At 32.2% G+C, this 16,806-nt stretch carries 15 protein-coding genes; 10 read left to right on the forward strand and 5 right to left on the reverse strand.

Annotated features, from left to right (window positions below; translation table 11 throughout):
- The first annotated feature begins 39 nt into the window (after positions 1-39).
- Both ABJD66_RS12345 and ABJD66_RS12350 read left to right on the forward strand, forming a co-directional pair.
- Positions 40-1,950, forward strand: coding sequence for an ABC-F family ATP-binding cassette domain-containing protein (locus ABJD66_RS12345; RefSeq protein ID WP_100894936.1), 1,911 nt, complete (start codon positions 40-42; stop codon positions 1,948-1,950).
- 156 nt (positions 1,951-2,106) lie between these two features.
- On the forward strand, positions 2,107-2,991 hold the full coding sequence (locus ABJD66_RS12350) for a hypothetical protein (RefSeq protein ID WP_348132025.1): 885 nt from the start codon (positions 2,107-2,109) through the stop codon (positions 2,989-2,991).
- 74 nt (positions 2,992-3,065) lie between these two features.
- Here ABJD66_RS12350 and ABJD66_RS12355 read toward each other — a convergent pair whose 3' ends face one another.
- From ABJD66_RS12355 to nirB, 5 genes are read right to left on the reverse strand one after another with little or no spacing between them, the layout of a single operon-like run.
- Positions 3,066-3,428 carry a hypothetical protein gene (locus tag ABJD66_RS12355; RefSeq protein ID WP_348132028.1) on the reverse strand — a complete coding sequence of 121 codons (363 nt, stop codon included), beginning with the start codon at positions 3,426-3,428 and terminating at the stop codon, positions 3,066-3,068.
- A 10-nt stretch (positions 3,429-3,438) separates the two neighbouring features.
- Positions 3,439-5,280, reverse strand: coding sequence for an ATP-binding protein (locus ABJD66_RS12360; RefSeq protein WP_348132031.1), 1,842 nt, complete (start codon positions 5,278-5,280; stop codon positions 3,439-3,441).
- 24 nt (positions 5,281-5,304) lie between these two features.
- On the reverse strand, positions 5,305-5,892 hold the full coding sequence (locus tag ABJD66_RS12365) for a DUF4202 domain-containing protein (RefSeq protein ID WP_348132034.1): 588 nt from the start codon (positions 5,890-5,892) through the stop codon (positions 5,305-5,307).
- Between the two features lie 23 nt (positions 5,893-5,915).
- Entirely contained in the window at positions 5,916-6,293 is a 378-nt protein-coding gene (gene nirD, locus ABJD66_RS12370) for a nitrite reductase small subunit NirD (RefSeq protein WP_348132218.1), read from the reverse strand.
- Between the two features lie 32 nt (positions 6,294-6,325).
- Positions 6,326-8,839, reverse strand: a complete 2,514-nt coding sequence (nirB, locus tag ABJD66_RS12375; RefSeq protein ID WP_348132037.1) for a nitrite reductase large subunit NirB — start codon at positions 8,837-8,839, stop codon at positions 6,326-6,328.
- 127 nt (positions 8,840-8,966) lie between these two features.
- Between nirB and cobA the strand changes: the two genes are divergently transcribed.
- The 8 genes from cobA (at position 8,967) to ABJD66_RS12415 (ending at position 16,685) form a co-directional block, all read left to right on the forward strand.
- On the forward strand, positions 8,967-9,740 hold the full coding sequence (cobA, locus tag ABJD66_RS12380) for a uroporphyrinogen-III C-methyltransferase (protein WP_348132040.1): 774 nt from the start codon (positions 8,967-8,969) through the stop codon (positions 9,738-9,740).
- Positions 9,741-10,039: 299 nt separating this feature from the next.
- On the forward strand, positions 10,040-11,437 hold the full coding sequence (locus ABJD66_RS12385) for an MFS transporter (protein WP_348132043.1): 1,398 nt from the start codon (positions 10,040-10,042) through the stop codon (positions 11,435-11,437).
- 48 nt (positions 11,438-11,485) lie between these two features.
- On the forward strand, positions 11,486-12,766 hold the full coding sequence (locus ABJD66_RS12390) for an alginate export family protein (RefSeq protein WP_348132046.1): 1,281 nt from the start codon (positions 11,486-11,488) through the stop codon (positions 12,764-12,766).
- Between the two features lie 128 nt (positions 12,767-12,894).
- Positions 12,895-13,563: a response regulator transcription factor gene (locus tag ABJD66_RS12395; protein ID WP_303543161.1), complete on the forward strand. Its 669-nt coding sequence runs from the start codon at positions 12,895-12,897 to the stop codon at positions 13,561-13,563.
- Between the two features lie 122 nt (positions 13,564-13,685).
- Positions 13,686-14,435 carry an SDR family oxidoreductase gene (locus ABJD66_RS12400; protein WP_348132049.1) on the forward strand — a complete coding sequence of 250 codons (750 nt, stop codon included), beginning with the start codon at positions 13,686-13,688 and terminating at the stop codon, positions 14,433-14,435.
- A 35-nt stretch (positions 14,436-14,470) separates the two neighbouring features.
- Positions 14,471-14,767, forward strand: a complete 297-nt coding sequence (locus tag ABJD66_RS12405) for a carboxymuconolactone decarboxylase family protein (protein WP_348132052.1) — start codon at positions 14,471-14,473, stop codon at positions 14,765-14,767.
- A gap of 2 nt (positions 14,768-14,769) precedes the next feature.
- A complete protein-coding gene (locus ABJD66_RS12410; protein ID WP_348132055.1) occupies positions 14,770-15,813 on the forward strand; it encodes an FAD-dependent oxidoreductase in 1,044 nt (347 codons plus the stop codon).
- A complete protein-coding gene (locus ABJD66_RS12415) occupies positions 15,810-16,685 on the forward strand; it encodes an AraC family transcriptional regulator (RefSeq protein ID WP_100894947.1) in 876 nt (291 codons plus the stop codon). The genes ABJD66_RS12410 and ABJD66_RS12415 overlap by 4 nt, the downstream gene beginning before the upstream one ends.
- The last annotated feature ends 121 nt before the right edge of the window (positions 16,686-16,806 follow it).

Genomic DNA, 16,806 nt, shown 5'->3' on the forward strand with positions numbered 1-16,806 from the left:
ATTTTCTATAATTTTCATCTGTAACATTAGTCACATTTTATGCTTAATATTCACAATTTATCTGTCTCTTTTGGAGGAGAGTTTTTATTTGAAGAAATTTCTTTTAGGTTAAACCCAGGAAACCGTGTTGGACTTATAGGAAAAAATGGTGCAGGTAAGTCTACCTTATTAAAACTATTGTCTAAAGAAATGCCAATAGATAGTGGTACAATTGCAGCAGATAAAGATGTAAAAATTGGCTTTTTAAAACAAGATATAGATTTTGTAGAAGGAAGATCTGTTTTAGAAGAATCTTACCAAGCGTTTGAAGAAATTAAAGCTTTAGAGTTAAAGTTAGATGAAATTAATCATCAATTAGCAGAACGTACAGACTACGAAAGTGATAGTTACAGTCAGCTTATTATAGATTTAAATGATATTACGCATCATTATGAAATTTTAGGAGGTTACAATTACCAAGGAGAAACAGAAAAAGTTTTACAAGGTTTAGGTTTTAGTAGAGCAGATTTTGATAAAAAAACGGAGACATTTTCTGGAGGTTGGCGTATGCGTATAGAGTTGGCAAAACTACTATTACAAACTAACGATGTGCTGCTGCTAGATGAGCCTACCAACCACTTAGATATAGAATCTATTATTTGGTTAGAGCAGTTTTTAAAAGGATATTCTGGTGCAGTGGTTATTGTATCGCATGATAAAATGTTTTTAGATAATGTTACCAACAGAACCATAGAAATATCTTTAGGTAGAATATACGATTACAATAAACCGTATTCAGAATACTTGGTTCAGCGTAACGAGCTTAAAACACAGCAATTAAGCGCTCAAAAAAACCAAGAAAAGCAAATACAGCAAACAGAAAAACTGATAGAGAAATTTAGAGCAAAAGCATCTAAGGCAACTATGGCGCAATCTTTAATTAAAAAGTTAGATAAGATTGATAGGATAGAGGTAGATGAGGATGATAATAGCGTAATGAATTTACGTTTTCCTATATCTATAAATCCAGGTAAAATTATAGCAGAGATTGAAGATTTGTCTAAAAACTATGGCGATAAAAAAGTTTTAAATAATATAGATTTATTAATAGAACGCGATAGTAAAACAGCCTTTGTTGGTCAAAACGGACAAGGAAAATCTACTTTAGCAAAAATTATGGTGGGTGAGTTAGAGTATAGCGGTCACTTAAAATTAGGGCACAATGTACAAATAGGATATTTTGCTCAAAACCAAGCAGAGTATTTAGATGGTACAAAAACTATTTTAGATACTATGATAGATGCTGCTAACGAAACTAACCGTAGTAAGGTTAGAGATATTTTAGGATCGTTTTTATTTAGAGGAGATGATGTAGATAAGTATGTAAGAGTATTGTCTGGTGGTGAGCGTAACCGTTTAGCTTTGGCTAAAATGTTACTACAACCATTAAACGTATTGGTAATGGATGAACCTACCAACCATTTAGATATAAAGTCTAAAAACGTTTTAAAACAAGCATTACAAAATTTTGAGGGTACACTAATACTTGTATCACACGATAGAGATTTTTTACAAGGTTTAACTAATAAAGTTTACGAGTTTAAAGATCAAAAAATAAGAGAATATTTAGGAGATATAGACTATTACTTAGACCAACGTAAAGCTGAAAATTTTAGAGCTATTGAAAAAAAGACTAAGGTTAAGCAAGCTGTAAAAAAAGAAGAAGATAAAAAAGTAGACTATAAAGATCAGAAAAAAATAAAGTCCCTTAAAAATAAACTAAGTAATGTAGAAAGTGAAATTTCTACTTTGGAGAGCGACATAAAAAAGATAGATCAGAAGCTTTTATTGGAGTATGAAGCTACAATTGCAGAACCAGATTTTTTTGATAAATACGAGGCAAAAAAGAAAAAATTAAAAGAACTGATGTCTACTTGGGAAGAGCTAACCTTAAATTTAGAAGATTTGTAAGTAATGTAGGGTTTTGTAGGCTATTTTGCTAAACCACAGAAAATGCGTGTTTCACAACAAAAACACGCTAACCGCTTGTAGTTCATCTAATAATTTTGCCAGTTATCTATAATTAGCTTCTATTTGTATCGCAATACTTTGATAATCAGTATAGATATGAATAAGAATTTTACTTACACAATCATAGCTTTTTTAGCAGTAGCACTACAAACAGTTGTGGGGCAAATATCTTCTAAAGAAAAAGCAGTGCTTATAGACTTGTACAATGCTACAAACGGAAGTCAATGGACAACTCAGTGGAATTTAGATAAACCAGTTTCTACTTGGAAAGGTGTTAAAGTAGAAGACAATAAAGTTGTTGGACTAAATTTATTTAGAAACAACTTGGAGGGAACTTTGCCACAAACAATTTATAAGCTTAAAAGTTTGCAAGATTTAAACTTAGCGTTTAATAAAATCAGCGGAGAAATACCTGAGACTATTACTAAGTTAAAAGAGTTGAGAAATGTTCATTTAGAGATGAATTTACTAACAGGTGAAATACCTTCTAAAATAGGAGATTTAGCTAATTTAGAGAGTATTGTACTATTTAATAATCTAATGAAAGGAGAAATTCCTAAAAGCGTTGGTAAATTAAAAAAATTAAAAGTATTTAATGTGTCTAGTAACAAACTTTCAGGTATTATACCTGATGAGTTAGGAAGCTTATCTAAATTAGAAAGTTTAGGGCTTTTTGAAAATAATTTGGTTGGTTTTATCCCAAAAGAATTAGGGAACTTAGTAGAGCTTAGAGAGCTTGTAATTGCTAACAACCAGTTAATGGGAGATATACCACAAGAATTTGGACAACTGGTAAACCTACAAGTATTACAATTACAAAATAATAAATTCAATAGCTTTAAAAGTCTAGACTTTATGCAGTCTAAAGAGATTTTAGTTTTTGATTTTGATGGAAAAAAACCTAGCTTAAAGTTTAGAGATTTAAACACAGCTAAAACTGGAGTTGCAGAAACAGAGTTTGAAGAAGATAAAGAAAATTAATTACTATAATAAGTATTTAGTTGGTTAGTTAAAAAGAGTGCCCTTAGGGCACTCTTTTTTTATTTAAAATACTGTTAAGCATTAGGATTGGGGTAGTTGTCTGTCTGGTCTTCTACAGTTTCATCCATACAAACAAAATCTTTTTCAACTAAAATAAAAATTTCTTTACCGTCTTTAGTTGTAAAATTATGACTAAAACCAACAGTGTTACTGCTAAACCAATTGGTTGTGTAATCTTTAGGAACGTATATGGTTATAGTGTTATTAATGTAATCGGTTTCTAGATTAGTTATATCCTTTTTTGCGTGTATTCTATATGAAAATAAAGTTGATCCAAACTCTGTTTCTTGAGCAAAAGAACCTGTTTTGCAAAATGCTTCTACTTCACTTTTAGTAAGTCTGTATCTAATAGAATTTCCTCTAATTCTTATTTTCATAGCGTTGGTTTTATGATTGTTTTATATTTTTTTCGGGCTTGTAATTTATGGTAACTCTAGTTCCTTTTCCTGGAGTAGAGTTAATAAATAGTCTTCCGTTTATATAGTTTATGCGTTCTTTCATATAAAAAAGCCCCATACCGCCCTCACTATTGTTTTTTGGTGTCTTGTGTAAAATAGTATCATCAAAACCTTTACCATCATCATCAATTAAAATGCTTAGTATATTTTGGTCATAATTAATACTAAGTAAAATATAATTGGCATCTGCATACTTAATAGCGTTATTTATAGCCTCTTGTGTTACTCTATAAATATTAGTTTCTGCTAAGGAAGAAAACCTAATGTTTTTATCGGTCTTATTTTCAAAAAGAATATTTTTCCCAGTTAGTTTAGCTAATTCTATTGTCATTTTTTGCAGAGCAGGAAAAATACCATGATCTTTTAACTCAGGAGGAGTAAGGTTAAACGTAGCAGTACGTACACCTTTTATTAGGTCTGAGCATAGTGTTTTTAAATATGCTATCTTCTCCTCTGTTTTTTCTTTATTCTCTAAGTTAATAGATTCTATGTTAAATTTAAGAGCAGTAAGCATTTGGCCAATTCCATCATGTATGTCTTTTGCAATACGTTTGCGCTCTTCTTCTTGTCCCTCTACAATTTGGCTTGCTTGTAATTTTCTTTGAAGTATTTTGTCTTCAAAATTTTGCTTTGTTAATTGCTCTAGTTTTTGCTGATTTTCTATTCGTTCTGTAATATCAGAACATAAAATTAAAACACTTTGTTTTTTAGACGATTGATGAAGTGGAATAATAGACATATCTAACCAAACATCCTGTTCTTTTTTAGTCCTTATTTTTATTTCTTCAGTTCTAATGTTTTTTCTGCTATTTTTTAAAACTTCTTTAAGGTACTCTTGTTGGCCTTCGTTTGTTGTTAGTATCTCAGACAATGGTTTAGATAAGTCTTGAGTAGAACAGCCTAAAAGTTCTTGAAATTTTTTACTAATAAAAACTACGCTTTCATTATTTTTAGTACTAGCAAATAAAGCTGCATTATCTATAACAAAATTTAATTCTTGTAGCTCTTGTAACGAGTTTTCTTTTTCTTGATATAGTTCCTCTATTTTAGCAGTGTTTTTCTCAGATTCTATTTTTCCTTTTAAAAGCTTAGCAATACTATTTCTAATTTGAATAGATAATGGTCTAAAAACAAATAAAATTTCTAAAAGAAGAATTAGTAAGGAAAGCGCAACTAATATGTGCTCTTTTTGTTTTAATTTTTGAAGTTGAGTTTTACTTATACTATCATATTTATTTACAATAGTATCCATCAAATTTAAAAATATGCGTTCGTTTTTTAGTAAAGTTAAAATATCGTTTTCTAAACTAAGGCTATCTTTTATATTGTTGTTTTTAAGTTGAATGGTGTTTTCCGCAGCGCTAATCATAGCCGTATGGTGCGGTGTAATTTTTTTTAGTAAAGCTAGTATTTCTTTATTTTCCTCTTTAGGTAAACCCATAGAGTCATTGCCAAACTGAAGCGCATTGTGGGATACACGCCAAACATCTAAAGTTTTTTTTGTGTTTTTTAAAATTTGATTTCTTTCTTCATTAGATGTGTATCTATTTAACAATAGAATATCTTTTACTAATTTTTGACTATAAGCACGTTGCCTACCTGCAACATTTATGACGCGAGAATCATCTAACTGAGAATTTAAATGCATTTGTACTAAAACCTGAGAAAAAACAATAGAAAAAGCAATAGCTAACAATGCTAGTAGGTACCATTTTCTTATTCTAAGAAAAGTGGTGGTGTCTAAAGATTTTTCTAATTTATTACCGCTCATATTAGTAGCTTATTGTAAGCATTTTTAAGATAATGCTTTGCCTACTAGTTCTAAAGATGCTTTTGATAAAGGTAGCTTTAAAGCTGCATCTTGGCCTAAATTGGACATTTTGCGCCACGTTTTTTGTAAAATATCAATAAGTTTTTCTTCTGAGTATTTTTTAGCAAATGGCTCAAAATAAAACTCTAAAAATACCAGGCAAATAACATCTTCTAAGGTCTGTGTTTCTTCATTCTTTTTTAACTGTTTCTTCTCAAGTAAAAAAGCAACTTTACTAATTGTTTCTTGGTCATAACCAACAGATTCTAAAATTGAACTTGCTTTTTTTGCGTGATATTTTTTAAGATCTTGTCTCCATGTCAAATATCCAGTCCTGTTCATTTCATAAGAATCTCTTGGTATTTCCCATCGGCAAATGTGTTGGCAACGAGCAGTTAACTGTAATACTTCTGATGCATTTGGAGCAAAAGAGTTTAGTTTGCTTGTCATGCGTATAGCGTATAGTACTTCTTTTGCGTACTCCTTACCTTGGTATAATTCTTTATTTGGGTCTTGCTCGTTAGCTTTGTCAAAAAGATCAAAAGCTTGTTTTAGTTTATTTGTTGTTGCCATATGTGGTAAGGTTTGTTTCAAAGCTATTCAGAAAACCCAATATACACAAAACCATCTTCAATTTTTACAGGATAAGTTGCAATAGCATCTAAAGTGCCGTTTAAATTTTCTCCGGTTTCTAGAGAAAATGTGTTTTTATGCAGGGGACAAGCCACTTTAGGTGTTCCCATATCTTCACCAATCATACCTCTAGAAAGTACCATTTCCATTTTATGCGGACATAAATTTTGGCAGGCGTACCATTTACCTTCTCTTGTGAAATTAAAAACAGCAATTTGTTTATTTTTATATTTTACGCAGGCACCACCATTTTTTGGGAACTTAGTAATTTCTGCAGCTTTGTACCAGGTTGTTACTTGTTCTAAAGCTGTTAATGAGTATTCTTTTAAAATTGAAGTTATCATCTTTAATTATTTTAATTAAACATATTCTATTATACCCAAGGAGCCGGCATTTTTTGATCTCTTAATGATACAAATTCTATATTTTCATCTTCCTCGGTAGAGTTTACAAAGTGTGTGTATTTAGCTTTTATTTCAGGGGTTTCAATAGCTTCTTTCCATTCGCATTTGTAAGTATCAACCAATCTCTGCATTTCTACGTCTAATTGGTCTACAATGCCTAAACAGTCGTTTATAACAACATCCTTTACATAATTTATACCGCCTTCTAGTTTATCTAACCAAGCAGCAGTACGCATTAGTGGTTGGGCTGTTTGTATGTAATACATTAAAAATCTGTCTACATACTTTATAGCAGTTTCTTTATCTACTTTTTCGGCTAATAACAAAGCGTGTTTTGGAGTTGCACCACCATTTCCTGCTATATATACATTCCAGCCTCCTTCTACAGCAATAAAGCCAAAATCTTTACCACGAGCTTCTGCACATTCTCTAATACAGCCAGATACACCTCCTTTAAATTTATGAGGAGACCTTATGCCTTTGTATCTGTTTTCTATTTCTATGGCAAAACTCACACTTTCATCCATGCCATATCTGCACCACGTAGAGCCAACGCAGCTTTTTACGGTACGTAAAGATTTTCCATAAGCTTGTCCGGTTTCAAAGCCTTCGGCAATTAATTCTTCCCAAATAAGAGGAAGCTCGTGTAATTGTGCGCCAAACATATCTATACGTTGTCCGCCTGTAATTTTGGTGTATAAATCATATTTTTGAGCAATTCTGCCCATAGCAATCATTTGTTTTGGAGATATTTCTCCGCCGGCAACACGTGGCACAACAGAATAGGTTCCGTTACGCTGAATGTTTGCCAAATACCTATCGTTGGTATCTTGTATTGTATCTTGTCTGTTTGCTGTTTCATTAAATATACTAGCAAATAATGATGCTGCTAACGGTTTGCAAACTTCGCAGCCATTTCCTTTACCGTGAGTGTCTAGCAGTTCATCATAATCTTTAATGTGTTTCATTTTAACAATGTCATACAGCTCTTGCCTAGAGTAATCAAAATGCTCACAAATACGTTCCTTAACTACTTTACCTAGAGATTTTAAAGTTTCATTTACTAAATCTGTCACCATAGGTTTACAGCCACCACAACCGGTAGTTGCTTTGGTAGCTTTGGCAACATCTTTTACAGTTTCATTACCATCATCTTTTACCGAGCAACAAACCTGCCCTTTAGTTACGGCTTCGCAAGAACAAACAACAGCAGTATCTGGTAAATCCATAGCACTGCCAAAAGAAGCAGCGCCATCACCAGCAGGCAATATTAACTGTGATGGATCTGAAGGAATAGGCATACCATTTAAATATATTTGATGTAGCATACTATAATCTGTAGCATCACCAACTAAAATTCCGCCTAAAAGTTTTTTTCCATCCAGACTTACATTTATTCTTTTGTATAAATGTTGTGTTTTGTTTTCAAAAATCACAGAATGTCCTTTTGTAGCAGGCATAAAAGGCTCTCCAAAGCTAGCAACATCAACACCAATTAACTTTAGTTTGGTAGACATATCAATCTCTTCTGCCATTTTATTTTCTAAATTCCCTGTAATCTGGTCAACAGCAACAGTAGCCATTTCATAACCAGGAGCAACCAAACCATAAATCATTTGGTTGTATAAGGCAATTTCTCCAATAGCGTATATGTGTTTATCAGAGGTTTGCATTTTGTTATCTACTACTATGCCGCCACGCACACCCATTTTTAAGCCACTAGATTTTCCTAGTTCATCTCGCGGACGTATACCGGCAGAAATAATTAGCATTTCTACATCCAGTACGTCATCTTCGCCAAATTCCATTCCAGTAATAGCTTTGCCTCCTAATATTTGATTTGTTGCTTTACTAAGGTGAATATGTAAACCTATAGATTCTAATTTTAGTTGAAGAACCTGACTGCTTCTAGAGTCTAACTGTCTTGGCATTAATTTAGGAGCAAACTCTACAATGTGTGGCTCTAAACCCATATCCATAACGGCTTTACCGGCTTCAAGACCTAAAAGTCCGCCTCCAAGAACAGCAGCTTTTGCATTAGGATTTTTTGTTTTAAGTAGAGCTGCATAAGCTAGCATACCTTCTAAGTCTTCAATAGTTCGGTATACAAAAACCCCTTCTTTTTCTGCACCTTTAATAGGTGGTACAAATGCAGATGATCCTGTGGCTAGTACAAGATAATCATAAGAAAAATCACGGTTGTTAGCGGTTGTAATTGTTTTTTCATCACGATTAATATCTGTAACACGTTCATTAACCATTAATTCTATTCCGTTTTCAGTATACCATTCTGCAGGAGCCATTTCTAATGCCTTTGCATCTTGGTTTTCAAAAAACTCACTTAAATGTACACGGTCATAAGCAGGTCTTGGCTCATCGCCAAAAACAATAAGCTTAAAATCTTTATTTGTTTCTTTGGCCACAAATTTTTCGCAAAACTTATAGCCTACCATTCCATTTCCTACTACAATTACGGTTTTCATACGTACGTGTTTATCAGATTACTTAGCAAACTTACGTATTATTACGTATTTATTATCTGATTTTATCGAAATAAATACGTAGTTTTGTTGTTGTATTAATAATTTTTCACTTTAATAATTGTATATTATGATGTTAGCAAGTATGCCAAAAGTTAGTTTAGTTGGCGCAGGCCCTGGTAGTAGTGATCTTATAACACGTAGAGGCTTTAAGGTTTTGCAGCAGGCATCTGTAGTTTTGTATGATGCATTGGTAAGTAAAGAATTACTAAATGAAATAGATGCAGATATACCAAAAATATACGTAGGTAAGCGTTGCGGAGAACATTCTTTATTGCAAGATGATATTAATAAGCTTATAGTAGAAAGTGCATATACATATGGGCACGTAGTACGTTTAAAAGGTGGTGATCCGTTTGTGTTTGGTAGAGCAAGTGAAGAAATAGAATACGTAGAGTCTTTTGGTATACCAGTTGTTGTTATTCCGGGAGTTAGTAGTGCTATTGCTGTTCCGGCAAGTCAAGGTATACCAGTAACTCGTAGAGGTATAAGTAGTAGTTTTTGGGTAATGACAGCTACAAAAAAGGATGGATCGTTCTCTCAAGATCTTAAATTGGCAGCAAAATCATCAGCAACACTTGTAATATTAATGGGTGTACGTAAGTTTAGGGAAATTGTAACAGAGATTTTAAAATACAGGAGTAAAACAACACCTTTTGCTATAATACAGAACGGAACTTTAGATAAAGAAACCTGTATAACAGGTACTTTATTAAATTATAAAACAGTTAATAAAGATATTAATACTGCGCTCCCTGGTATTATAGTTATTGGTGATGTGGTAGCAGAGCATCCTTCTTTTTTTGAAGAAGAGTTACAGCGTGTACTTAACTCAGGGATGTAAAATTATATATGAGTAACTACGTAGTTATTAAATAATTTAGTCATTTTTTCACTTTTTATTGAACTAATACATTGTGTTTTAGCTTGTTGTTTATTTTTAAATTTCTTTAAAAATGTCAAATTCTACATTTTAATATTTCTTTTTTTTCATTTTGATTTTTTATAAATACAAATTCTATCATTTTAATAAAAATACGTATTCTGTGTATTGTTTTTACTTACACCTACGTACTTATACGTATTAATACTTATTTTTGAAGTGTAAATAGTTCACTATATAACCTTCTAAAATAATATGATATGATAAACAAGACATCTAACAAGGCTACAAAATTAAATCTACGAGATTTTAAAAGTATTCAAATGAAAACTTTTTGGATTACCTCACTGGCTTTTTTTCTTTGTTTTTTTGCTTGGTTTGGTATAGTTCCTTTTATGCCAGATGTGGTTAGAGATTTAGGATTAACTCCTTCTCAAAAATGGAATTCTATTATTTTAGCGGTTTCAGGAACTGTATTTGCACGTTTAGCAATAGGTAAATTATGTGATAAATATGGTCCACGATTGTGCTATACCTATTTACTAGTATTAGGAGCAATACCAGTAATATTGCTTGGCTTTGTACAAACACCATTACAGTTTTTAATTTGTAGGTTGCTTATTGGTTTTATAGGAGCTTCATTTGTAATTACGCAGTTTCATACTTCTATTATGTTTGCGCCAAATATTGTAGGTACGGCAAATGCTACTTCTGCAGGTTGGGGGAATCTAGGAGGTGGAGCTAACCGTTTGGGAATGCCTTTAATTGCTGCAGCAGTTGTAAGTTTTGGTGTTGCAGATGAAATTGCTTGGCGTTACTCTATGGTTATTGCTGGTGTACTATGTTTTTTAATGGGATTGGTATATTATTTCTTTACAAAAGATACTCCAGAGGGTAATTTTTCAGAATTAAAAGAAAGAGGTGAGATGCCTGTTCTTAAAAAGGACGAAGCATCTTTTGCTAGTGTTTTAAAAGATTATAGGGTTTGGATTTTATTTTTTGTTTATGCTGCTTGCTTTGGAATAGAACTTACGGTGTATGGCACTATGGATGATTATTTGCAAAATAGATTTGGTTTAGAAAGGTCTTTTGCTGGTAACTTGGTTTTGTCTTTTGCTTTAATGAACATTTTTGCCCGAACATTAGGTGGTTATTTTGGTGATAAATTTGGTAACTCTAAAGGCTTACGTGGTCGTGTTATTTTCTTGGCTGTTATTTTAGCTGCAGAGGGGTTAATGTTATCTTTCTTTTCAATGACAACAAGTATAGCAGTAGGAATGTTGTTTTTAATAGCATTTAGCTTAACAGTACAAATGGCAGAAGGAGCTACATTTTCTGTTGTGCCGTTTATAAATAAAAAGGCAATTGGGTCTATCTCAGGTATTGTAGGAGCAGGTGGTAATGTAGGTGCATTTTTAGCAGCAATGCTATTAAAGTCTAAGTCTGCAGTAGCAGAAAGCGCAGCAATATCATCTAACAATGGGTTGGGAGAAGAGGCTATAAAAGCGGCACAAACTGTGGCTTCTGCTTCAGCAGTTTCATCTGGTTATTTTGTTATTGGTGGTTGTATTTTGGTAGCAGCATTACTGTCCTTAGCCATCAAATTTGCATCATCAGAAGAGAAAGTGTCTGCTAGTCTGCAGGTAGCAGATAAATAATATTAGTTCTATTATCAGAAAAAATAAATAATATAAACTTAAGGGAAAATGAAAAAAATACATTTTTTAATAGGTCTGGTATGTCTAATTTCTAATTATACCATAGCACAGTTTACAATAGATGGCGAGTTTAGGCCAAGAACCGAATACCGTCACGGATACGGAAGTCCAATTGCAGAAGATGCAGATGCAGGTTTTGGTATATCTACTAGAGCACGTGTAAATTTTGGGTACACAGATGAATCTTATAAGGTATATTTAAGTTTGCAAGATGTAATGACGTGGGGAGAAAACAGGCAACTTTTACCTGCAGATGCTAATAATTCTTTTGCTGTTTTTGAAGCATGGGGAGAACTAACTTTAGGAGAAGGTTTTTCTACAAAAATAGGAAGGCAAACAATAGATTATGACGATCAAAGAATTTTAGGTTCTGTTGGTTGGGCACAACAAGCTCGTAATCATGATGCGGCTTTGTTACAGTATAAAAAAGACAAATTTTTATTAGATGTAGGTTTAGCATTTAATCAAGATAAAGCAAATTTATCTGGTTTTTCATCTGTAGGAACGGAATATAGTACAACGGGTTTCTTTTCTTATAAAACAATGCAGTACTTATATTTAAAACAAAATTGGGACACTTTTTCAGGTAGTTTGTTGGTGCTAAATAATGGTTTTCAGGAGTATGAAGATGATGGTGTTACGGCAGATGGTACAAGTAGTTTGTTAACTCTTGGCACACACTTAGAGTATAAAAAAGGAAAACTAGGTGTTAGTAGTAATCTTTTTTTACAAACAGGAGAAAGACAAGGAGAAGTAGATGTAAAAGGTGCTTATTTGGCAAGTTTAGATCTTAGTTTAAAAACATCAGATAAAATTACTTTAGGGGCAGGTATAGAGCTTATTAGTGGTAATGATGCAGATGCAGGTGAAACAGGAGCATTTTTTCCGTTGTACGGAACCAATCATAAATTTAATGGCTTTATGGATTATTTTTATGTAGGCAACCACGCTAATTCTGTTGGACTTTTAGATGTGCACCTAAGTGCAAATTTTAAATTAAATGAAACGTCTAATCTTATGGTTAAGGCATTAAACTTTAGTGGTGAGCAAGAATTGTCAAGCGGAGAAAAATCTTTAGGGACAGAAATAGATCTAGTTTTTTCTAAAAAGTTTAAGGGCTACGGCTTGGCAATAGGATATTCACAAATGTTTGCAAATGATGGTATGTATGAGTTAAAAGAAACTACTAAAGATGCTTCTGCCGGAGGTCAAAATTGGGCTTGGGCAATGCTAACCATCAAACCAAAATTTTTAAATACAACAAAATAACAATCAATTTTATAGCCATTCCCCAGTCGCTGCAGTATTATGTAGCGACTTTTTTTATAGTATTGCCTAAGTATATTACGTATGTAACTACGTATTTTTAAATTATATTTGTGTAAATATTTAGATGAATGAGTAGTACTATAAGTATTGTATTGGCAGATGATCATTCTTTAGTAAGAGACGGAATACGTTCTTTACTAGAAGAAGAAAAAGATTTAGTTGTAGTAGCAGAGGTAGCTAATGGGGAAGAAGCTATAGCTATTGTAGAAGAAAAAAAGCCAGATCTTTTAATTATAGATATTAGAATGCCAATTATGAATGGTATAGATGCAGTAGATGTTTTAAATAAAAAAGGAACAACTACAAAAACCATTATTTTGTCTATGCATGACTCAGAGGAATATATTCTTAAATCTGTAAATGCAGGTGCAAACGGTTATTTGCTAAAAGATACAGGTAAAGTAGAGTTTATAAAAGCAATACACACTGTGCAACAAGGAGGAAAATATTTTAGTGGAGACATATCTAATGTCTTGGTAAATAATTTGCTTCATGGTAATAAATCTATTTCTGAAGCATCAAAGACAACAAAAACCAATAATCCTTTTGATCTTACCAGTAAAGAACTTCAGGTATTAGAGCTTGTACTAACAGGTTTAACAAATAAACAGATTTCAGAAAAACTAGAAAATAGTAAACGTACTGTAGAAACTCATAGGTTTAATTTAATGCGTAAAATGGAAGTTAAAAACCTTATAGACTTGTCTAAAAAAGCACAACAGTATAATCTTGTTTAAGAGTATAAATAATACGCTTTTATATTAGTTTCCTAAAATTACCATTCTCTTTCTATAAGCTACCATATTAGATATTAAAAGCTACATAGTTTTGTGCGTATATTAATTTAATACAAAACAAAATGAAAAAAAGAGCTTTAATTATTGGAGGTAGTAGTGGAATTGGAAGAGCAACTGCAGAAAAATTATTACAAGAAGGGGTAGAAGTACACGTAGTAGGTACAAACCAAAATAAATTAGATGCATTTAAAAAAGAGGCACCTGAAGATTTATTTTGTCACAAAGTAGATATTACAAATTCATCAGAAATAGATAGTTTAAACACAACAATTGGTGGTTGGGATAATCTAGATTATTTGGTAAATGCATCAGGTATATTTGGGCCAAAAGCTTTTTTAGATCATACTTTAGAAGATTACAACTCTTACCAAGATTTAAACCGTGGTTTCTTTTTTATTACACAGAATGTAGCTAAAAAAATGGCATCTACAGGTGGCGGTTCTATTGTAAACGTAGGTTCTATGTGGGCAAAACAAGCGGTAAAGGCAACACCTTCTTCTGCATATTCTATGCAAAAAGCAGGTTTACATTCTTTAACTCAGCATTTGGCTATGGAGCTTTCAGATAAAAAAATTAGAGTAAATGCAGTTTCTCCAGCAGTAGTGCAAACGCCAGTTTATGATAGTGTTTTTGGAGATAATGATAAGGCAACCGAAGCCTTAAAAGGTTTTAATGGTTTTCATCCAATAGGAAGAATAGGACAACCAAGTGATATAGCAAAAACCATACACTTTCTTTTGTCTGATAGTGCTTCATGGGTAACAGGTGCTATTTGGGATACAGATGGTGGTGTAATGTCTGGAAGAAATTAATTTTTTAATCTAAATATAATAGTCTTATGTATGATATGAGCAACCTTAAAAAATTAGGGAAATTAGGTAAAAATGCATCTCCGGCAATGCAAGCTTTTCAGGTTTTTGATGAAGCAGCTTTAGCAGATGGTGTAATACCAAAAAAGTATAAAGAATTGATAGCAGTTGCAGTAGCATTAACTACACAGTGTCCTTATTGTTTAGAAATACATAAAAATCAAGCAGAAAATGCAGGGGCAACACAAGAAGAGTTAGCAGAAGTTACATTTGTTGCAGCAGCATTACGTGCAGGAGCCGCAGTTGTTCACGGCACACACTTAATGAATAAATAAAAATGATTAATACTACTAAATATATTATAGTTGGTGCCGGACTTTCTGGGTTAACATCTGCATATGAATTGCATAAGTCTGGAGAAAAAGATTTTTTAGTTTTAGACTCCAGAGCCAAAATTGGAGGCAGAATAGTTACTGAAAATCATATAGATTTAGGAGCTACTTGGTTCCAAAGTCACCATACAAATGTAAATGCTATATTGAGGGAATTAAACATCAATAAATTTCCTCAATATACTAGTGGTAGTAGTGTTTTGGTTTATAGTTCTATGGCTCCTGCTCATTATTTTAAAAGTGATCCTGATGCACCTTCTGCATCTAGAATTTCTGGCGGATCTAGTGCTTTAATAACCAAATTAGCACAAGGTTTTACAGGTAAAATAATAACAGATACTACAGTTTTACAAATTGAAGAAGAAGGTAATTACATAAAAGTTAGTACTAAAGACAAAACTTATATAGCAGAAAAAGTGGTGCTAACTGTTCCGCCACGTATAATTTCTAGAATTAATTTTTTTCCAGAACTACCGACTAACTTAATTGGTACAATGAAAAATACACATACTTGGATGAGTAATGCTATAAAAGTGGGACTAAAATTTAAAGAACCTTTTTGGAAGCAAAAAGACTTGTCAGGTACTGTTATAGGTCAAGTTGGTGCGGTTACAGAGTTGTATGATCATTGTAATTCTGATAATAATGATTATAGTTTAATGGGTTTTGTAAATGAAGCATTACGAGATTTAACAGCAAAAGAACGTAAAAACAAAATTCTGTCTTATCTTTCTAAATATTTGGGAGAAGAAATAATGGATTATACGTTTTATTATGAAAAAGACTGGTCTAAAGACGTAAACACATCTTGCAAAACAATTAAGTCTATTTATATGAGTCCAACCTACGGAGATTCTCTTTTTGCCGATACATACTTTAATGGTAAGTTAATTTTTTCGGGAACAGAAACATCTCCTGTTTATGGTGGTTATATGGATGGAGCTATTTACAGTGGAAAATTAGCAGCTAAAAAATTATTAGATAGTTGAAAAATTTTAATAAAATAGAACAATATCATTTACATAAGGCGTACCCAAACAAGCTACAGTTTCAGGTGTACGACTTAAAAGAATACCGCAAAAAAAATCCTGAAAAAGCAGCAATACCGCATTCACATAGTTATTATCAAATAATTTGGTTTTTTAATGAAGGTGGTACGCATACCATAGACTTTAAAACCTATGATATAAAAGAAAATAGTGTGCTTTTTACCAATAAAGATCAAATACATTCTTTTGATGATAATTTGGAGGTAGAAGGTTGGTTAATTCATTTTAACGAAAGTTTTTTTATGCATTCTGATGTAGATATATTTTTAAAGTATACTATTTTTAATGTAGAACAAAACTCTTGCTACCACATAGATAAAGAAACAGCAGAAATAGCAGAGCACCATATTAAATTAATACAAAAAGAACTGCCTAAAGAGTTAAAGTTTGGTCACGAGGATACTGTGCGTTTTTTATTAAAATCATTATTAATAAACTTAGAAAGGGTACATCATTTAAATGATGATAAAAAGTTAAGAATTAACAATACATACGAGCGGCAGCTGTTCAATTTTAAAGATCTTATAGAGGTTAACTACAACAAAGGATTATCTATTACTGCGTATGCAGACATTTTAAATATTTCTTCAAGAACATTAACAAGTATAACCAAAACGTTGTTAGGTAAATCACCTTCTCAATTGCTAAAAGAGCGCATTATTTTAGAAGCAAAACGTTTGCTAAAATTTACATCACTGCAGAGTAATGAAATTGCTTTTCGTCTGGGTTTTGAAGACGACTCTTATTTTGTAAAATACTTTAAAAAAAGCGTTGGTATTTTACCAAGTGCATACCGTAGTGGTATTAAGTAAATTAAAATTTATATTAAGCTGTTGTTTTTAAGTAGTTTATTTATAAATATAACAAAATGTTCCCCTTATTATTATGAAATCATCACTACGTATTTATACGTAATTATCTATCTTTCCATAG

The sequence above is a fragment of the Cellulophaga sp. genome (assembly GCF_039943695.1).
Lineage (GTDB): Bacteria > Bacteroidota > Bacteroidia > Flavobacteriales > Flavobacteriaceae > Cellulophaga.

Coding starts and splice junctions, on each gene's coding strand:
- ABJD66_RS12345 (WP_100894936.1), top strand. CDS start 40: ATGCTTAATATTCACAATTTATCTGTCTCTTTTGGAGGAGAGTTTTTA.
- ABJD66_RS12350 (WP_348132025.1), top strand. CDS start 2,107: ATGAATAAGAATTTTACTTACACAATCATAGCTTTTTTAGCAGTAGCA.
- ABJD66_RS12355 (WP_348132028.1), bottom strand. CDS start 3,428: ATGAAAATAAGAATTAGAGGAAATTCTATTAGATACAGACTTACTAAA.
- ABJD66_RS12360 (WP_348132031.1), bottom strand. CDS start 5,280: ATGAGCGGTAATAAATTAGAAAAATCTTTAGACACCACCACTTTTCTT.
- ABJD66_RS12365 (WP_348132034.1), bottom strand. CDS start 5,892: ATGGCAACAACAAATAAACTAAAACAAGCTTTTGATCTTTTTGACAAA.
- nirB (WP_348132037.1), bottom strand. CDS start 8,839: ATGAAAACCGTAATTGTAGTAGGAAATGGAATGGTAGGCTATAAGTTT.
- cobA (WP_348132040.1), top strand. CDS start 8,967: ATGATGTTAGCAAGTATGCCAAAAGTTAGTTTAGTTGGCGCAGGCCCT.
- ABJD66_RS12385 (WP_348132043.1), top strand. CDS start 10,040: ATGATAAACAAGACATCTAACAAGGCTACAAAATTAAATCTACGAGAT.
- ABJD66_RS12390 (WP_348132046.1), top strand. CDS start 11,486: ATGAAAAAAATACATTTTTTAATAGGTCTGGTATGTCTAATTTCTAAT.
- ABJD66_RS12395 (WP_303543161.1), top strand. CDS start 12,895: ATGAGTAGTACTATAAGTATTGTATTGGCAGATGATCATTCTTTAGTA.
- ABJD66_RS12400 (WP_348132049.1), top strand. CDS start 13,686: ATGAAAAAAAGAGCTTTAATTATTGGAGGTAGTAGTGGAATTGGAAGA.
- ABJD66_RS12405 (WP_348132052.1), top strand. CDS start 14,471: ATGAGCAACCTTAAAAAATTAGGGAAATTAGGTAAAAATGCATCTCCG.
- ABJD66_RS12410 (WP_348132055.1), top strand. CDS start 14,770: ATGATTAATACTACTAAATATATTATAGTTGGTGCCGGACTTTCTGGG.